This is a genomic window from Sphingobium sp. FW306-1B-F04DB (genome assembly GCF_058781925.1).
Genome location: NZ_JBYSXE010000048.1, coordinates 18,342 through 33,744, shown reverse-complemented (window position 1 = coordinate 33,744; position 15,403 = coordinate 18,342). Strand labels below are relative to the sequence as shown.

At 65.0% G+C, this 15,403-nt stretch carries 19 protein-coding genes; 12 read left to right on the top strand and 7 right to left on the bottom strand.

Going from position 1 to position 15,403, the window contains the following annotated elements:
* Positions 1-116: 116 nt before the first annotated feature.
* Complete coding sequence (locus AC3WJD_RS17560; RefSeq protein ID WP_492748016.1) at positions 117-983, bottom strand: NAD(P)-dependent oxidoreductase; 867 nt, start codon at positions 981-983, stop codon at positions 117-119.
* Positions 984-1,041: 58 nt separating this feature from the next.
* On the opposite strand from AC3WJD_RS17560, the gene AC3WJD_RS17555 reads away from it, so the two are divergent.
* Together AC3WJD_RS17555 and AC3WJD_RS17550 are read left to right on the top strand one after the other, a co-directional pair.
* On the top strand, positions 1,042-2,295 hold the full coding sequence (locus tag AC3WJD_RS17555; protein WP_492748015.1) for a threonine ammonia-lyase: 1,254 nt from the start codon (positions 1,042-1,044) through the stop codon (positions 2,293-2,295).
* Positions 2,296-2,557: 262 nt separating this feature from the next.
* Positions 2,558-3,355 (top strand): arginyltransferase, encoded by a 798-nt coding sequence (locus tag AC3WJD_RS17550; protein ID WP_492748014.1) that lies wholly within the window; start codon positions 2,558-2,560, stop codon positions 3,353-3,355.
* Positions 3,356-3,388: 33 nt separating this feature from the next.
* Here the strand turns inward: AC3WJD_RS17550 and AC3WJD_RS17545 are convergent, their stop codons facing one another.
* The 5 genes from AC3WJD_RS17545 to AC3WJD_RS17525 all read right to left on the bottom strand — a co-directional run bounded on the left by AC3WJD_RS17545 (position 3,389) and on the right by AC3WJD_RS17525 (position 6,953).
* The gene (locus AC3WJD_RS17545; RefSeq protein WP_492748013.1) at positions 3,389-4,144 is read right to left on the bottom strand and encodes a proteasome-type protease; all 756 of its coding nucleotides are present in this window, start codon (positions 4,142-4,144) and stop codon (positions 3,389-3,391) included.
* A gap of 64 nt (positions 4,145-4,208) precedes the next feature.
* Complete coding sequence (locus tag AC3WJD_RS17540; RefSeq protein WP_492748012.1) at positions 4,209-4,406, bottom strand: hypothetical protein; 198 nt, start codon at positions 4,404-4,406, stop codon at positions 4,209-4,211.
* Between the two features lie 36 nt (positions 4,407-4,442).
* The gene (locus AC3WJD_RS17535) at positions 4,443-4,943 is read right to left on the bottom strand and encodes a hypothetical protein (protein WP_492748011.1); all 501 of its coding nucleotides are present in this window, start codon (positions 4,941-4,943) and stop codon (positions 4,443-4,445) included.
* Between the two features lie 241 nt (positions 4,944-5,184).
* Complete coding sequence (ctrA, locus tag AC3WJD_RS17530; RefSeq protein ID WP_492748010.1) at positions 5,185-5,889, bottom strand: response regulator transcription factor CtrA; 705 nt, start codon at positions 5,887-5,889, stop codon at positions 5,185-5,187.
* Positions 5,890-6,029: 140 nt separating this feature from the next.
* On the bottom strand, positions 6,030-6,953 hold the full coding sequence (locus AC3WJD_RS17525; protein ID WP_492748009.1) for a LysR family transcriptional regulator: 924 nt from the start codon (positions 6,951-6,953) through the stop codon (positions 6,030-6,032).
* A gap of 106 nt (positions 6,954-7,059) precedes the next feature.
* Between AC3WJD_RS17525 and AC3WJD_RS17520 the strand changes: the two genes are divergently transcribed.
* The 5 genes from AC3WJD_RS17520 (at position 7,060) to AC3WJD_RS17500 (ending at position 10,144) form a co-directional block, all read left to right on the top strand.
* Positions 7,060-7,758, top strand: a complete 699-nt coding sequence (locus AC3WJD_RS17520) for a pirin family protein (RefSeq protein ID WP_492748008.1) — start codon at positions 7,060-7,062, stop codon at positions 7,756-7,758.
* 83 nt (positions 7,759-7,841) lie between these two features.
* Positions 7,842-8,441, top strand: coding sequence for an NAD(P)H:quinone oxidoreductase (gene wrbA / locus AC3WJD_RS17515; protein WP_492748007.1), 600 nt, complete (start codon positions 7,842-7,844; stop codon positions 8,439-8,441).
* Between the two features lie 138 nt (positions 8,442-8,579).
* Positions 8,580-9,239: an RluA family pseudouridine synthase gene (locus AC3WJD_RS17510; protein WP_492748006.1), complete on the top strand. Its 660-nt coding sequence runs from the start codon at positions 8,580-8,582 to the stop codon at positions 9,237-9,239.
* Positions 9,226-9,642 (top strand): alternative ribosome rescue aminoacyl-tRNA hydrolase ArfB, encoded by a 417-nt coding sequence (gene arfB / locus AC3WJD_RS17505; protein ID WP_492748005.1) that lies wholly within the window; start codon positions 9,226-9,228, stop codon positions 9,640-9,642. Before AC3WJD_RS17510 ends, arfB begins: the two co-directional genes overlap by 14 nt.
* Before the next feature lie 13 nt (positions 9,643-9,655).
* Positions 9,656-10,144, top strand: a complete 489-nt coding sequence (locus AC3WJD_RS17500; RefSeq protein ID WP_492748004.1) for a GAF domain-containing protein — start codon at positions 9,656-9,658, stop codon at positions 10,142-10,144.
* A 5-nt stretch (positions 10,145-10,149) separates the two neighbouring features.
* Here the strand turns inward: AC3WJD_RS17500 and AC3WJD_RS17495 are convergent, their stop codons facing one another.
* On the bottom strand, positions 10,150-10,605 hold the full coding sequence (locus AC3WJD_RS17495) for a universal stress protein (protein WP_492748003.1): 456 nt from the start codon (positions 10,603-10,605) through the stop codon (positions 10,150-10,152).
* 142 nt (positions 10,606-10,747) lie between these two features.
* Between AC3WJD_RS17495 and AC3WJD_RS17490 the strand changes: the two genes are divergently transcribed.
* The 5 genes from AC3WJD_RS17490 (at position 10,748) to AC3WJD_RS17470 (ending at position 15,353) form a co-directional block, all read left to right on the top strand.
* Positions 10,748-12,052: a pyruvate dehydrogenase complex dihydrolipoamide acetyltransferase gene (locus AC3WJD_RS17490; RefSeq protein ID WP_492748002.1), complete on the top strand. Its 1,305-nt coding sequence runs from the start codon at positions 10,748-10,750 to the stop codon at positions 12,050-12,052.
* A gap of 1 nt (position 12,053) precedes the next feature.
* Positions 12,054-12,266 (top strand): hypothetical protein, encoded by a 213-nt coding sequence (locus AC3WJD_RS17485; protein ID WP_492748001.1) that lies wholly within the window; start codon positions 12,054-12,056, stop codon positions 12,264-12,266.
* 75 nt (positions 12,267-12,341) lie between these two features.
* Positions 12,342-13,739, top strand: coding sequence for a dihydrolipoyl dehydrogenase (lpdA, locus tag AC3WJD_RS17480; RefSeq protein ID WP_492748000.1), 1,398 nt, complete (start codon positions 12,342-12,344; stop codon positions 13,737-13,739).
* Positions 13,740-13,849: 110 nt separating this feature from the next.
* A complete protein-coding gene (locus AC3WJD_RS17475; RefSeq protein ID WP_492747999.1) occupies positions 13,850-14,482 on the top strand; it encodes a DUF1326 domain-containing protein in 633 nt (210 codons plus the stop codon).
* Positions 14,483-14,492: 10 nt separating this feature from the next.
* Complete coding sequence (locus AC3WJD_RS17470) at positions 14,493-15,353, top strand: DUF2182 domain-containing protein (RefSeq protein ID WP_492747998.1); 861 nt, start codon at positions 14,493-14,495, stop codon at positions 15,351-15,353.
* Positions 15,354-15,403 lie beyond the last annotated feature (50 nt).

Here is a 15,403-nt window from a genome sequence, read left to right as displayed (position 1 = left end):
CCTCCCCTTCAGGGGAGGGGTTGGGGGTGGGGGAGTTGTTCGGCTCGCCCGCGCTTTCAGAACACTCCACCCCGACCCCTCCCCTGAAGGGGAGGGGCTTAGCGTCGTCGTCTTTTTCACTTGGGCAGTCTCCGGATAAGCGCGCTGGTGTCCTGGCGGTGTCCGCCCATGGCCTGCACATCGGCAAAGAACTGGTCGATCAACGCGGCGACGGGCAGCGCGGCGCCATTGGAACGCGCCTCGTCGAATGCGAGGCCGAGGTCCTTGCGCATCCAGTCGACCGCGAGGCCGAAATCGAACTCGTCCTCGGCCATCGTCTTCCAGCGATTGGTCATCTGCCAGCTCGACGCCGCGCCGCCCGAGATCGCCTCGTAGACGCGATCGAGATCGAGATTGGCGGCCTGCGCGAAGCGGATGCCCTCGGCAAGGCTCTGGATGATGCCCGCAAAGGTGATCTGGTTGACCATCTTGGTGGTCTGGCCCGCGCCGGCGGGGCCGACATGGACGATGCGCTGCGCATAGGCCTGCATCAGCGGTGTCGCGGCCGCCACCGCCTTTTCGGAACCGCCGCACATGAGCGCGAGCGTGCCGTTCTCGGCGCCGACCTGCCCGCCGGTGACGGGCGCGTCGACGGTCAGGATGCCGGCGCTCTTGCCCTCTACCGCGAGCTGGCGTGCGATCTTGGCCGATACCGTCGTGTGGTCGATGAACACCGCGCCCTCGCGCATCGTGCGGAAGGCGCCCTCGCGCCCCAGCACCGCCTGCGCCAGATCGTCATCATTGCCGACACAGGTGATGACCGCATCGGCGTCCCTCGCAGCGCTGGCGGGATCGGGGGCGATGCTGCCGCCATGGGTGGCCACCCATGCCTCGGCACGCGCGGGGCTGCGGTTATAGACGGTGACCTCATGCCCTGCCGTCCGCAGATGGCGCGCCATGGGAGCGCCCATGGTGCCGATGCCGATAAAAGCCACTCTTGCCATGCAAGGTGCATAAGCGTTGTTTCCCGAATGGGCTAGATGGGGTAGGGGGGCGGCCATTATGGCTACCGAACCCCTCCGCAACGCCGCCGCGGCAGAATTGCCCGTCTCCCTCGCCGATATCCGCGAAGCCGCGGCACGCATCGGCAAGTCGATCGTGCGGACGCCGACGCTGATGAGCCAGACGCTCTCGCAGATGACGGGGGCCAAGGTCTATCTGAAGTTCGAGAACCTCCAGTTCACCGCGGCATATAAGGAACGCGGCGCGCTCAACACGCTGCTCCAGCTGCCCGAAAGCGCACACACGACGGGCGTGATCGCGGCCTCGGCGGGCAATCATGCGCAGGGCCTCGCCTATCACGGCGCCAGGCTTGGCATCCCCGTTACCATCGTCATGCCGCGCACCACGCCGACCGTGAAGGTCATGCAGACCGAGAGCCACGGCGCGACCGTGGTGCTCGAGGGCGAGACCTTCGACGCCGCCTATGCGCATGCGCGCAAGCTCGAGGGTGAACGCGGCCTGACCTTCGTGCATCCCTTCGATCAGGAAACGATCATCGCAGGGCAGGGGACCGTTGCGTTGGAGATGCTCGCCGACGCGCCCGACATCGACACGCTCGTCATTCCGATCGGTGGGGGCGGCCTGATCTCCGGCATGGGCGTCGCCGCGCGCGGCCTGAAGCCCGATATCGCGCTGGTCGGCGTCCAGGCCGAGCTCTATCCGTCGATGTTCAACCGCGTGAAGCAAACCGACCTGCCGTGCGAGGGCGACACGATCGCCGAGGGCATCGCGGTCAAGCAGCCGGGTAACCTCACCTCGCGCTTCGTCGAGTCGCTGGTCGACGACATCGTGCTGGTCAGCGAACGCACGATGGAGGAAGCGGTCAGCCTGTTGCTCCAGATCGAGAAGACCGTGGTGGAGGGCGGTGGCGCCGCCGGACTCGCCGCATTGCTCGCGCATCCCGAGCGCTTCAAAGGCAGGACGGTGGGCATCGTGCTGTCGGGCGGCAATATCGACACGCGGTTGCTCGCGAATGTCCTGCTGCGCGACCTCGCCCGCTCCGGCCGGCTGGCGCGCGTGCGTGTCCGCCTGCAGGACCGGCCGGGCGCACTCTACAATGTCGTGCGGATCTTCGGCGAGCAGCAGGTCAACATCATCGAGATCTACCATCAGCGCATCTTCACCTCGCTGCCTGCCAAGGGTCTCATCACCGAGATCGAGTGCGAGACGCGCGACCGCGCGCACCTAGACCGGCTGGTCGATGCACTGCGAATCGGCGGGGGCTATGAAGTGGGACTCGTCGAACTCGACTGAGGCCTGTGCTCCTGCGAAAGCAGGAGCCCATTTTGGCAGCGCAGCGTCGCGTCAGCTTTGGGCTCCGGGTCAAGCCCGGAGCACTGGTGATTCGCGTTCAGCCTCGGCGCGTCTCGATCCGTCCCATTTTGAATCGGTTTGAACCACTTTGAATCAGTGGCGATTCTTGATCGTGGTAAACGCTCTTTTCATTATTGCGTCGTGGTCGCATAGTTTCGAAACGGGCGTTGACCCGATTTGATCTGGCAGAGGACAGACCAAGGTGAGCGCACCCTTTCGCTTCCCGCGTTTCTTCGTGACAAGCCCCAGCCCGTGTCCGTATCTGCCGGGCAAGAGCGAGCGCAAGGTCTTTACCGAGCTCTCGGGGCCGCACGCGTCCGAGCTCAACGATGCGCTCGGGCGGATCGGCTTCCGCCGCAGCCAGGGCGTCGCCTATCGCCCGAGCTGCGTCGATTGCCAGGCCTGCGTCTCGGTGCGCGTCGCTGCCGACCGCTTCCAGCCCAATGCGACCCAGCGCAAGCTGATGCGCCGCCATGCCGATCTCGAAATCGCCGCATGCCGGCCCTGGTCGACCGACGAGCAGTTCGCGCTGCTCCAGCGCTATCTTGGCGCGCGGCATCCGGGCGGCGGCATGGCCGATATGGACGAACTCGACTATGCCGACATGGTCGAACAGACGCCGGTACAGACTTTGGTCATCGAATATCGCGAGCCGTCGGTCGATGGCACGCCCGGCAAGCTCGTCGGCGCCTGCCTGACCGACCAGCAGGGCGACGGGCTGTCGATGATCTACAGCTTCTTCGACGCCGATAGTGCCGAGCGCCGCGGTCTGGGCACCTTCATCATCCTCGACCATATCCGCCGTGCGACCGCGGCGGGGCTGCCCTATGTTTATCTCGGCTACTGGATCGATGGCTCGGACCGCATGGCCTACAAGGCCAATTTCCGGCCGATCGAGAAGCTGACTCCCGCGGGCTGGCACGAATTCGAACCCGCTCCCCGCGCGCCCAAGCCCTTCGAGGAACGCCGAGCGCAAACGCGCGAGCCGGTGTTCGGCTAAGGCGAGACAACCGCCCGCGCGATGTGACCGTGTTCAGTCCCCGGGCAGGAAGGGCGGATCTGGGATCGCCTCGCGCGCGTCGTTGAGCAGCATGCCCCAGCGCACCGAGAGATCGTTGAAATAACGGTCGTCCCAGTCGATCCGGCGCGTGGTGTGGGGCTTTTCGCGATCGGTGGGAATGACGACCAGGTCGAGCGGCCTGCCGACCGCGAGGTTCGATCGCATCGTGCTGTCGAACGAGATCAGCCCCACCTTCACCGCCTCGCCCAGCGGCGAATCATGATTGAGCGCGCGGTCGAGGATCGGCTTGCCATATTTGGTCTCGCCGATCTGGAGGAAGGGCGCGTCGGGCTGGCATTCGATGAAGTTGCCCTGGCTGTAGATCATGTAGAGCTTCAGCGGCTCGGCGCCGATCCGCCCGCCGAGCAGGATCGATACGCCCGTGTTGATCTCCGTTTCCGAGCCCTGGAGGGTGCTTTCGAGATCGCTGCGCGCGGTGTGGATCGCCTCGCCGACGAGCTGCGCCGCGCGAAACATGCTCGTCATGTCCGACAGGCGACGCAGCGCGCCGCTGTCGTCATGCGCGGGCAGCCCCTCCTCGAGCAGCGTCAGCGCCGATTGGGTGACCGAAAGGTTGCCCGCGGTCGCCGCGATCACGATGCGGTCGGCAGCGTCGCTCAGCGTGTGGAGCTTGCGATAGGTCGAGATATTGTCGACGCCCGCATTGGTGCGCGTATCGGCGATCATCACCAGTCCGGTCTCGACAAGCATGCCAACGCAATAGGTCATGGGCGCATTTTAGTTCTGTTGCTGGCTCTGGGCCATGGTGACATGGACATTGACCGACAGGCTTTCATCGCCGCTGGTGCGTATTCCGGGATAGCGGAGCCGCCTGCGCATAGTCCAGCCCCGGTCGCGACGCACTCGTGCTGCTGCCGCCGCCCGCCGTCGTCAGGAAGACATACGCGAAGTCCTGGTACACGCCGCGCCTCGCGGCGAATGCGAATGCTGCATCGGTCTCGACATCGGTCTTGTCGGTGTCGAGGGCCATCCGCCGGTGCATCTCGTGATTGATGCCAGGGCGGCCTCAGTCTGGAAAGGGTACGCGCTCAAGCCGTACCAGCATCAATCCGTCGTTGCAGGCCGCCACGCCACCCGGCGCTGCGGTCATCACGCCGGCAAACCCGGCAACAGCGGTGCTCACATTGGCGAGCGTCTCACCCTTGTCGGGGGTCGATTCGAGATTCAGCGATTGTAGCATGCCATCCGACAAGGTGAGGCCCAGACTATGGCTCTCCAGCAGGCCCGGCTTGTAGCTGATACGATAGGGGCGGCTGAGGTCGGCGCGAAGCTCGAGCTTCGATGATGTTACGCCAGCGCATTTCCCTTGCGCCGCCGTGCCGGTGAGGTTGCCGTTGCCGTCGACCAACGTCGTTGTCTCGTAGATCGCGCGCACATAGGTCGGCATATAGACAATAACGCCATCAACCGGCTCATTACCAACGGGATTGGCGAGCTGCGTCGTAGTCAGTGTGCCCGTGCATGCGCCAAGCGAGATTGCTGCGACCAATAGGGAAAATGTGCGCATACAAGACCTCCCGGGAATTTGATGGGCATTGGTCGAGTATCCACCAGAATCACGGGATCATCAGTGTTATTATTGTCCGAATTGGACAGGGTTCGTCCTTTCGGAAAAACATGTTCGTTGCGGGATGGCGGAAAGCGGGTCGATCTGCTTCAGATGTCGAATCCGAGAGGCGGGCCCAAAAAAGAAGAAGGCCGGCGGAGCGATTGCTCCGCCGGCCCCACCCTCGGGAAAAATCGTTGATTCAGGCGACCTGGGTTTCCAGATCCTCGTCCTCGGAATCGCGCAGCACATAGCCGCGGCCCCAGACGGTCTCGATATAATTGTCGCCGCTGCATGCGAGGCTGAGCTTCTTGCGCAGCTTGCAGATGAAGACGTCGATGATCTTGAGTTCGGGTTCGTCCATCCCGCCATAAAGGTGGTTGAGGAACATCTCCTTGGTCAGCGTCGTGCCCTTGCGCAGCGACAGCAGCTCGAGCATCGCATATTCCTTGCCCGTCAGGTGCACGCGCGCACCGTCGACCTCGACGGTCTTGGCGTCGAGGTTGACCGCGAGCTTCCCCGTGCGGATCACCGACTGGCTGTGACCCTTGGAGCGGCGGACGACCGCATGGATGCGTGCGATCAGTTCCTCGCGGTGGAAGGGCTTGGTGACGTAATCGTCGGCGCCAAAACCGAATGAACGCACCTTCGAATCCATTTCGGAGACGCCCGACAGGATCAGTACCGGCGTCTGCACCTTGGCCGAGCGCAGCTTCTTGAGCACGTCGTAGCCGTGCATGTCGGGCAGGTTCAGGTCGAGCAGGATGATGTCGTAGTCATACAGCTTGCCCAGATCGAGGCCTTCCTCGCCCAGATCGGTCGTGTAGACGTTGAATCCCTCGGTGGTGAGCATGAGCTCGATGGCCTTGGCCGTCGTCGGCTCGTCTTCGATCAGCAGCACCCGCATTGTGGAACCCCCTGTCGTTCGGGACGCGTGCCCATACCGGCGCTGCGCTCTCCGACCTCCTTCATTAACCAAATGACATCTGAACGCAAAAGGTTAATTTCAAATTAAGCGGCTCAACTCAACGAGTCGCAAAGGATTCTTCACGTCGGCCTGGGTGATTCGCCCGAGCAGACCGAGCGGAAGCGCGCGCTCAGGAACTCGATCAGCAGCTCGACGCGCTTGGGCCGTGGACCGCTGGGCGGGCTGAGCAGGTGCAGGCCCACGGGATTCATCGCCCATTTCGGCAAGATTGGCTCAAGCGTCCCGTCGGCGATATCCCGATCGACGATGAAGCCCGGAAGCCGGGCCACCGCGAGCCCCGCGCGCAGCGCGGGAAGCATCGCTTCGCCGCTGTTGCAGCGCAGCGGTCCGTTGAGTCGCACGGAGGCCTCTTCGCCATCGGGGCCGCGAAAGCGCCACAGGTCCGGGTTGGCGATATTGGTATAGACGATGCACTGATGCTCGGCGAGCTGGGCAGGATGCGTCGGACGGCCATGCCGCGCGAAATAGGCGGGGGCGGCAACGACGTGCGTCCGGATCCCGCCGAGTCGGCGGGCGCGCAGCGAGCTGTCGGGCAGTGCCGCGATCCTGAGCGCGATGTCGAAGCCCATATCGATGATGTCGATCCTCTCGTCGCTCAGGTGCAAATCCACCTTGATGCCGGGATGCACCGTCAGGAAGTCGGCGATCGCGGGCGCAACGTGCATCAACCCAAACGTCATCGGCGCGGCGACGCGCACCGTGCCCGATGGCGCGCTTGCCTCGTCGCGCGCAGCTTCTTCGGCCGCCTGGGCCTCGGCGAGGATGCGCTGCGCGTGCGCCGCGAGCGTCCTGCCGCTGTCGGTCAGCGAGAGTCGGCGCGAGGTGCGGTGGAAGAGCGAGGTGCGAAGATGCTCCTCGAGCCGCGTCACCGCCTTGGACACGGTTGCCTTTGAAAGCCCCAGCGCGTCGGCGGCGGCGGTGAACGAGCGGTGTTCGACGACGCTGGCGAAGATCGCCCAGGCTTCGAAATCAGGTAGTCGCATAATTGGAAACGATCCGTTTCAAACGTGTCTGTTTATGAAACGATCATGGTCTCTATCTAGGCCTCAAGCAACCGGCCCCGAGGGGACGCGACTAGGAGTTGAGGACATGATCGAGAAAAGATCCTTCGAGAGCCTCGGCCATGCCGATCATGGCTGGCTCAACGCCCGGCACCATTTTTCCTTCGCCGACTATTATGATCCGGCGCGCATGGGCTGGGGTGCGATCCGCGTCTGGAACGACGACGAAATCGCTGCCAACAGCGGTTTCCCGCCGCACCCGCATGCCGACATGGAGATCATCACCTATGTCCGCGACGGCGCGATCACGCATCAGGACAGCATGGGCAACCAGGGCCGCACCGAGGCGGGCGACGTTCAGGTGATGTCGGCGGGCACGGGCGTTCGCCACGCCGAATATAATCTGGAAGCCGAAACCACACGGATCTTCCAGATCTGGATCGAGCCCAAGCGCCGCGGCGGCGCCCCCAGCTGGGGCGCCAAGCCTTTCCCCAAGGGCGATCGCTCGGGCAGATTCGTGACACTTGCGAGCGGTTTCGAGGACGATGAGGGCGCGCTCCCGATCCGCGCCGATGCCCGTGTGCTCGGCGCGACGCTCAAGGCCGGCGAAAGCCTGACGCACAGCGTGGGCGAGGGGCGTCATGCCTATCTCGTCCCGGCGACGGGCCGGATCAGCATCGACGATACCGAGTTCAAGGCGCGCGACGGCGTCGCGATCGCGGGTGGCCAGACCGTCACCATCACCGCGCTCGACGATAGCGAGGTCGTTCTCGTCGACGCCGAATAACAGTCCCCCCGCCGCCCGCGCATCCCCCCTTCCAATGCGCGGGCGGCACCCCCGAAATCCAGGATTCAGCAGGAGTGAACATCATGGCTAAGGTTCTTGTGCTCTATTATTCGACCTATGGTCACGTCGAGACGATGGCGAACGCGGTCGCCGAAGGCGCGCGTTCGGCCGGTGCACAGGTCGACGTCAAGCGCGTCCCGGAGACGGTCCCCGAGGATTTTGCGCGCGCCAACCACTTCAAATATGATCAGGACGCGCCGATCGCGACGATCGATGAGCTGGCGAACTACGACGCGATTATTATCGGCACGGGCACGCGCTTCGGCCGGATCAGTTCGCAGATGGCGGCGTTCCTCGATCAGGCAGGCGGCCTGTGGATGACGGGCGCGCTCAACGGCAAGGTCGGCGCGGCGTTCACTGCCTCGGCCAGCCAGCATGGCGGGCAGGAAACCACGCTGTTCTCGATCATCACCAACATGCTGCACTTCGGCATGACGATCGTCGGCCTCGACTATGGCTTCGCTGGCCTGGTGGGCCTGGACGAAGTGAAGGGCGGCGCACCCTATGGGGCTACCACGATCACCGGTGGCGATGGCAGCCGCATGCCGAGCGAAGTCGAGCTCGACGGCGCGAAATATCTCGGCGCGCGCGTCGCCAACACCGCGGCCAAGCTGTTCGGCTGATCCTGCAACGAACAAGGCTTCGCGTATCTGAAGCCGGTTCCGGTCCCCCTTCCGCAGCGATCGCTCGCGGAAGGGGGATTTTGCGCCTGTCTGGGCAAAGCGATTGCCTTGGCGCGTGGTCAGTGACAGAGCGGTTTCATGCTCACCGACCGCGTACTCTTCATCGATGGCGAAGCGATCATCCTCGACAAGCCCGCGGGGCTTCCGGTCGATGCGCCGCGCGACGGATCGCTCAGCCTCGAAAATCATCTCGCCTCGCTCACCTTCGGCTTCCAGCGCTGGCCGCTTCCGGTCCACCGGCTCGACCGCGACACCAGCGGCTGCCTGCTGCTGGCGCGCAATCCCAAGGCGCACAAGCGGTTCGCCGCTGCCTTCGAGACGGGCGCGGTCGAGAAGCTGTACCTCGCAGTGGTCGACGGTGTGCCCACCGAGGACTCGGGCCTGATCGACCTTCCCCTCGGCAAGACCAGCACGCGCGAACGCGGCTGGCGCATGGTCATCGATGCCAAAGGCAAGGCCGCGCGCACGCATTGGCAGCGTGTCCAGACCGTGGGCAATCGTGCACTCATCGCCTTCACGCCGGAAACCGGCCGTACGCATCAGATCCGCGCGCATGCGCTCTATGGGCTGGGCATCGGCATCGTCGGCGACCCCGTCTATGGCAAGCCGGATGGCGCGGGGATGCTGCTTCACAGCTATCGCCTCTCGATCCCGCGCGGCGACAAGCCGCCCGCAGCCGCGATCGCGCCGCTGCCCGACCGTTTCACCAGGGCGGGCTTTGCCTATGGCGAAGATTGAATATTCGCCCATTCCCGACGAAGCGATCGTCGAGGAAAAGTTCCTCGCCGCGACCGGTCCGGGCGGGCAGAATGTCAACAAGGTCGCGACCGCGGTGCAGCTCAGGATCGACGCCTTCCGGCTCGGCATGCCGCCCTGGGCGTGGCAGCAGTTCAAGGAGCTTGCGGGCAGCCGCCTTACCGCGGCGGGCGAGCTCGTCATCACGGCGCGCCGCTTCCGCACGCAGGAGGCCAACCGCGCCGATGCGCGCGAGCGCGCCGCCGAGCTTGTTGCAAAGGCGCATGAGCGCCAGGCGAAGCGCGTCAAGACCAAGCCCAGCCGCGCGGCCAAGGCAAAGCGTCTTGAGTCCAAGTCAGCGCGTTCCCAGATAAAGCAGGGCCGCGGCAAGGTTTCGTGGGATTAGGAAAGTCAGCGCAATGTACCAGTTTGACATCAAGACCGACGGCGCCAAGGCCGAACTCTATCGCGAGATGCTCGGCGCGCTCGACGCGCTCACCGCGGACGAGCCCGATGCGATCGCTAACATGGCCAATGCGGCGGCGCTCATCTGGGAATATCTGCCCGATCTCAATTGGTCGGGCTTCTATCGCATGGTCGGTGACGAGCTCGTGCTCGGTCCCTTCCAGGGCAAGGCCGCGTGCATCCGCATCGCGCTGGGGAGCGGCGTGTGCGGCACAGCAGCCGCGACGCGCGAGACGCAGGTGGTGGAGGACGTCCACGCCTTTCCGGGCCATATCGCATGCGATACCGCGAGCGCATCGGAGATCGTCGTGCCGATCGTGCATGACGGTCGCCTGATCGGGGTGCTCGATCTGGACAGCCCGACGCCCGGCCGTTTCGATGCCGAGGACGCCGCGGGCTGCCAGGCACTCGTGGCGTTGCTCGCGTCGCGCATCGCGGGCTGAATCGTTCAGCTCAGCCGGTCGATCGCTTCGCCGCTCAGCGATCCGGGGATGATCATGATCGGGCAGGGCAGCTTGCCCGCGTCGGCGCCCGTGAAATGGCTTACCAGCGGTCCGGGGGCGCCGCTCGCCGCGGCGCCGAGCACCAGCGCCGCGATCTGCGGATTGTCGGCCAGCATCTTGCGCACGACGGGAATGGGTTCGCCTTGGCGGACCGTGATCGCCGGCCGCACGCCCGACTCCTCGACCAGCGTGCCCGCGGCGCCGGCGACGAGTGCTTCGGCGCGCAGCCGCGCTTCTTCCTCGATCGTCGCCTGTACGCCGCCCCATTGCACGAATTCGCACGGGGGGACGAGCGCGAGGATTTCGACGGTGCCGCCGGTCTTGGCGGCGCGGCGCGCGGCGAAGCGCAGCGCGATTCCGGCTTCTTCGGTCTCGTCGATCACGACCAGATAGGTACGCACGGCGAAGTCCCTCTCCCCAATTGGTGGCGAAACGTGCGCGAATATTGGCTCATAAGCAAGTCTGCGGCCTTGACCGGAGAGGGCAAAAAGGCTGAGAGGAGCGCGCGACCCTACGGAATCAGGAAGAGGTTTGGCCGTCTCTATGCCCATCGAACTCAAGATGCCCGCTTTGTCCCCGACGATGGAGGAGGGCACGCTCGCCAAGTGGCTCGTCAAGGAGGGTGACAGCGTTGCCTCGGGCGACCTGCTCGCCGAGATCGAGACCGACAAGGCGACGATGGAATTCGAGGCCGTCGATGAAGGCGTGATTGCCAAGATCCTCGTCGCAGAGGGCACCGACGGCGTGAAGGTGGGCGAGGTCATCGCGCTGATCGCCGAGGAAGGCGAAGACGCGTCGGCCGCGACAACCGCACCCGCGGCAAAGGCGGAAGCGACGCCCGCGCCGAAGCAGGAAGCCGCCCCCGCGCCGACCCCCGAACCCGAGGTCAAGGCGGCCGCGGCTGCAGCACCTGCGCCCGCCGCGAAGGCCGCTGAGGGCGATCGCGTGAAGGCGAGCCCGCTCGCGCGCCGTCTTGCGGAAGCCAAGGGTGTCGAGCTTGCTGGCATCACCGGCACCGGCCCCGGCGGCCGTGTGGTCAAGGCCGATGTCGAGGCAGCCGCCCCCGGCGCTGCGAAGCCCGTCGCAGCTGCGCCGGCGCCAGCAGCCGAAGCCGCTGCGCCCACGGCGGCGCCCGTCGCGGTTCAGCCCGTCGAAGGCATTCCGTCGGAAACGATCAAGCTCTCCAACATGCGCAAGACGATCGCGCGGCGCATGGCCGAATCCAAGTCGACCGTTCCGCATTTCTACCTGACGATCGACTGCAACCTCGACGCACTCCTCAAGCTGCGCGCCGATCTCAACGCCGGCCTCGAAAGCCGCGGCATCAAGCTCTCGGTCAATGACCTGCTGATCAAGGCGCTGGGCGTCGCGCTCGAGCAGGTGCCCGAGGCGAATGTCAGCTTCGCGGGCGACAATCTCATCAAGTACCAGCGCGCCGACATCTCGATGGCGGTCGCGATCCCCGGCGGGCTGATCACACCGATCATCACCGATGCGGGGGGCAAGGCGGTTTCCAAGATCGCGCAGGAGGCCAAGGACCTCGCGACGCGTGCGCGCGACGGCAAGCTCCAGCCGCATGAATATCAGGGCGGCACCGCCTCGATCTCCAATCTTGGCATGTACGGCATCAAGCAGTTCGATGCGGTGGTGAACCCGCCCCAGGGCATGATCCTCGCGGTCGGCGCGGGTGAGAAGCGCCCCTATGTCGTGAACGACGCGCTCGCCATCGCCACGGTGATGACCGCGACGGGCAGCTTCGACCACCGCGCGATCGACGGCGCGGTCGGCGCCGAGCTGATGGCGGCGTTCAAGCGACTCATCGAAAGCCCATTAGGCATGGTGGCCTGACGTGGCGCTGCTGCGATCGGTCATCTTTGGCGGAATCGTAGCAGTCGCAGTGCCCACCTTCTCAAAGGGGGTAGGCGGACCGTTCGGCGACTTCATGTGGCGGACGTCGTCGCACCTTCTCGTCGGCGACACATGGATCCGCTTCAACGCGGGCCTTTTCGCGGTCGTCGCCATCCTCACCTTCGGCTTCCTGCAAATCTGGCGAAGTCGATAGTCCTTTCCCGGTCGCCGATGTGCGACTCGTGACAACTTCAATGCCGGCGGGCCGGCATCATTCAGGAGCAGACTCTTGGCTGACAGCTATGACCTCATCGTCCTCGGTTCGGGCCCCGGCGGCTATGTCGCGGCAATCCGCGCGGCGCAGCTCGGCATGAAGACCGCGATCATCGAGCGCGAACGACTGGGGGGCATCTGCCTCAACTGGGGCTGTATCCCCACCAAGGCGCTGCTGCGCTCGTCCGAAATCTATCATTACATGACGCATGCCGACGCCTACGGCCTGTCGGCGGGCACGCCGGGCTTCGACCTGTCGAAGGTCGTCCAGCGCAGCCGCAAGGTTGCCGATCAGTTGAACGGCGGCGTCAAGGGATTGATGAAGAAGCACAAGATCGACGTGCATGAGGGCGTCGGCACGTTGACGGGCAAGGGCAAGCTCTCGGTCGAGAAGGACGGCAAGAAGACCGATCTGACTGCGAAGAACATCATCATCGCGACCGGCGCGCGCGCGCGCGATCTGCCTTTCGCCAAGACCGATGGCGAGCGTATCTGGACCTATCGCCACGCGATGACGCCCAAGGAGATGCCGACGAAACTGCTCGTTATCGGCTCGGGCGCGATCGGCATCGAGTTCGCAAGCTTCTATTCGGACATGGGCGCCGAGGTGACCGTGGTCGAGATGCTCGACCGCATCCTTCCCGTCGAGGATGCCGAAATCTCGGCCTTCATGGAAAAGGCGCTGACCAAACAGGGCATGAAGATCCATGCCGGCACCGGCGTGCAGAAGCTCGAGGCGACCGCAAAGGGCGTGAAGGCCGAGATCAAGCACAAGGACGGCAAGGTCGAGAGCCAGGAGTTCAGCCACGCAATCGTCGCGATTGGCATCGTCCCCAATATCGAGGGCGTGGGAATCGAGGCGCTCGGCGTGAAGCAGCTGCCCAATAAGCATATCGAGACCGACCCCTATGGCCGCACCAATGTCGAGGGGCTGTGGGCGATCGGCGACGTCACCGCAGGGCCCTGGCTCGCTCATAAGGCGATGCACGAGGCGGTGGTGACGGTCGAGGCGATCGCGGGCCAGCATCCGCACGCAATGGACAAGGGTAATATCCCAGGTTGCACCTATTCGCGCCCGCAGGTTGCGTCGGTGGGCATGACCGAGGCCGCGGCCAAGGAAGCCGGCTACAAGGTCAAGGTCGGCAAGTTCCCCTTCATCGGCAACGGCAAGGCGATCGCGCTGGGTGAGGCCGAGGGCTTCATCAAGACCGTGCTCGACGAGGCGACGGGCGAACTGCTCGGCGCGCACATGGTTGGTGCCGAGGTGACCGAGCTAATCCAGGGCTACACCATTGCGCGCGAGCTCGAGACGACCGAGGCCGAGCTGATTGGCACCACCTTCCCGCACCCGACGCTCAGCGAAATGATGCACGAAAGCGTGCTCAGCGCTTACGGACGTCCGCTGCACATCTGAGGCGGCCCGGTTCCGAGCTCTCCCGCGCCGTCGGAGCAGGCTCGGGCCGACGGGCTGGCGTCGCCGCCATCATGGGCGTAACGTGCCTGCCTGAGTTGCAGGAGGTCGCCATGACGTCGTGGGAGATCAAGGGACGCGAACTCGTTAATTGTACCTGCGAATATGGCTGTAACTGCCAGTTCAACGCGCTGCCCGACAAGGGGCATTGCCATGCCGTCGCGGGTATCCAGATCGATGAAGGCCGTCATGGCGAGACATCGCTGAACGGCCTGCGGATCGCCGCGATCTTCAAATGGCCGGGGGCGATCCACGAAGGCAATGGCGAGGCCATCGCCTTTGTCGACAAGAGCGCCGACGACAGGCAGCGTGAGGCGTTGTTGCGGATCATGACGGGCCAGGACACCGACCCGTTCGCGACCATGTTCGCGGTCTATGCCTCGACGGTGACGAAGATGCATGAGCCCGTCTTCGCAACGATCGAGCTCGATCTCGACATTGACGGGCGCAGAGCCCGGATCTTCGTCGAGGACTATATCGAGACGCAGGGCGAGCCGATCCGCAACAAGGTGACGGGCGCCGAGTCCCGCGCCCAGATCGTGTTGCCCGAGGGGTTCGAATACACAGTGGCCGAGATCGGCAGCGCATCGAGCCGGACCCGCGGGCCGGTCCAGGTGGAGATGAAGGACAGCTACGGCCAGTTCGCCCGCCTGCATCTCAACAATCATGGTGTCGTCCGGCCCTGACGCGCGACGCATGACCACGCCCCCCGCTCTGGAACGTCTCCTGCGGCGAGACCGCATTGTCACGCTCGCCGGGCTCGCGCTGCTGTGCCTGCTCGCCTGGCTCTATATCGTCATGGGCGCGGGGTTCGGGATGGACGCGGGCGAGATGGTCCGCATCGCGCTTTTCCCGCACATTGAGGGCGCGAGCGGGCACGCGGCGGATATGGGTGGCATGACGATGTATGGGGCGGCGGCCATGCCCCCTCACTGGTCGCCCGCACTATGGGCGCTCACCATCGGCATGTGGTGGGTGATGATGATCGCGATGATGTCGCCAAGCGCCGCGCCGACGATCCTGCTTTATGCGCACGTACATCGCCACGCTCTCGCGCAGGGGCGGGCGCAGGACAGGCTGGCGCCTACCGGCGCTTTTCTCGCGGGCTACCTGCTCGTCTGGTTCGCCTTTTCGCTCGCGGCTGCCGCGCTGCAGGGGATGCTGATCCGCAACGGTGCCGTTTCGCCGGGCATGTCGTCCTCGCAAAGTCGCTGGCTTTCGGCGGGGGTACTGATCGCAGCCGGATTCTATCAGCTCTCGCCGCTCAAGGCGGCGTGCCTCGCGCATTGCCGCGATCCCGCTGCATTCCTGTCACGCCACTGGCGGCCGCACGCATGGGGGGCCGTGCGGCTCGGCGTTCTGCACGGCGGTTTTTGCGTCGGCTGCTGCTGGCTGCTGATGGCCCTGCTCTTCGTCGGCGGCGTGATGAACCTGGCGTGGATCGCCGCACTTGCCATATTGGTGCTGGTCGAAAAGCTGATGCCGCCCGGCCGATGGATCGGTCAGGCCATCGGCGTCGGGCTGATCGCATGGGGGATCGCGACGCTGTTCGTATAGCTGGCGCGGGCCGGCCGCAAAAAGCGTTGCAGCGCGGAAATTGCGATGTC

Bases quoted from the DNA above. Each gene is read 5' to 3' on its own strand.
- AC3WJD_RS17560 (WP_492748016.1), bottom strand. From the start codon at position 983: ATGGCAAGAGTGGCTTTTATCGGCATCGGCACCATGGGCGCTCCCATG.
- AC3WJD_RS17555 (WP_492748015.1), top strand. From the start codon at position 1,042: ATGGCTACCGAACCCCTCCGCAACGCCGCCGCGGCAGAATTGCCCGTC.
- AC3WJD_RS17545 (WP_492748013.1), bottom strand. From the start codon at position 4,144: ATGACCTATTGCGTTGGCATGCTTGTCGAGACCGGACTGGTGATGATC.
- AC3WJD_RS17540 (WP_492748012.1), bottom strand. From the start codon at position 4,406: ATGGCCCTCGACACCGACAAGACCGATGTCGAGACCGATGCAGCATTC.
- AC3WJD_RS17535 (WP_492748011.1), bottom strand. From the start codon at position 4,943: ATGCGCACATTTTCCCTATTGGTCGCAGCAATCTCGCTTGGCGCATGC.
- ctrA (WP_492748010.1), bottom strand. From the start codon at position 5,889: ATGCGGGTGCTGCTGATCGAAGACGAGCCGACGACGGCCAAGGCCATC.
- AC3WJD_RS17525 (WP_492748009.1), bottom strand. From the start codon at position 6,953: ATGCGACTACCTGATTTCGAAGCCTGGGCGATCTTCGCCAGCGTCGTC.
- AC3WJD_RS17520 (WP_492748008.1), top strand. From the start codon at position 7,060: ATGATCGAGAAAAGATCCTTCGAGAGCCTCGGCCATGCCGATCATGGC.
- wrbA (WP_492748007.1), top strand. From the start codon at position 7,842: ATGGCTAAGGTTCTTGTGCTCTATTATTCGACCTATGGTCACGTCGAG.
- AC3WJD_RS17510 (WP_492748006.1), top strand. From the start codon at position 8,580: ATGCTCACCGACCGCGTACTCTTCATCGATGGCGAAGCGATCATCCTC.
- arfB (WP_492748005.1), top strand. From the start codon at position 9,226: ATGGCGAAGATTGAATATTCGCCCATTCCCGACGAAGCGATCGTCGAG.
- AC3WJD_RS17500 (WP_492748004.1), top strand. From the start codon at position 9,656: ATGTACCAGTTTGACATCAAGACCGACGGCGCCAAGGCCGAACTCTAT.
- AC3WJD_RS17490 (WP_492748002.1), top strand. From the start codon at position 10,748: ATGCCCATCGAACTCAAGATGCCCGCTTTGTCCCCGACGATGGAGGAG.
- AC3WJD_RS17475 (WP_492747999.1), top strand. From the start codon at position 13,850: ATGACGTCGTGGGAGATCAAGGGACGCGAACTCGTTAATTGTACCTGC.
- AC3WJD_RS17470 (WP_492747998.1), top strand. From the start codon at position 14,493: ATGACCACGCCCCCCGCTCTGGAACGTCTCCTGCGGCGAGACCGCATT.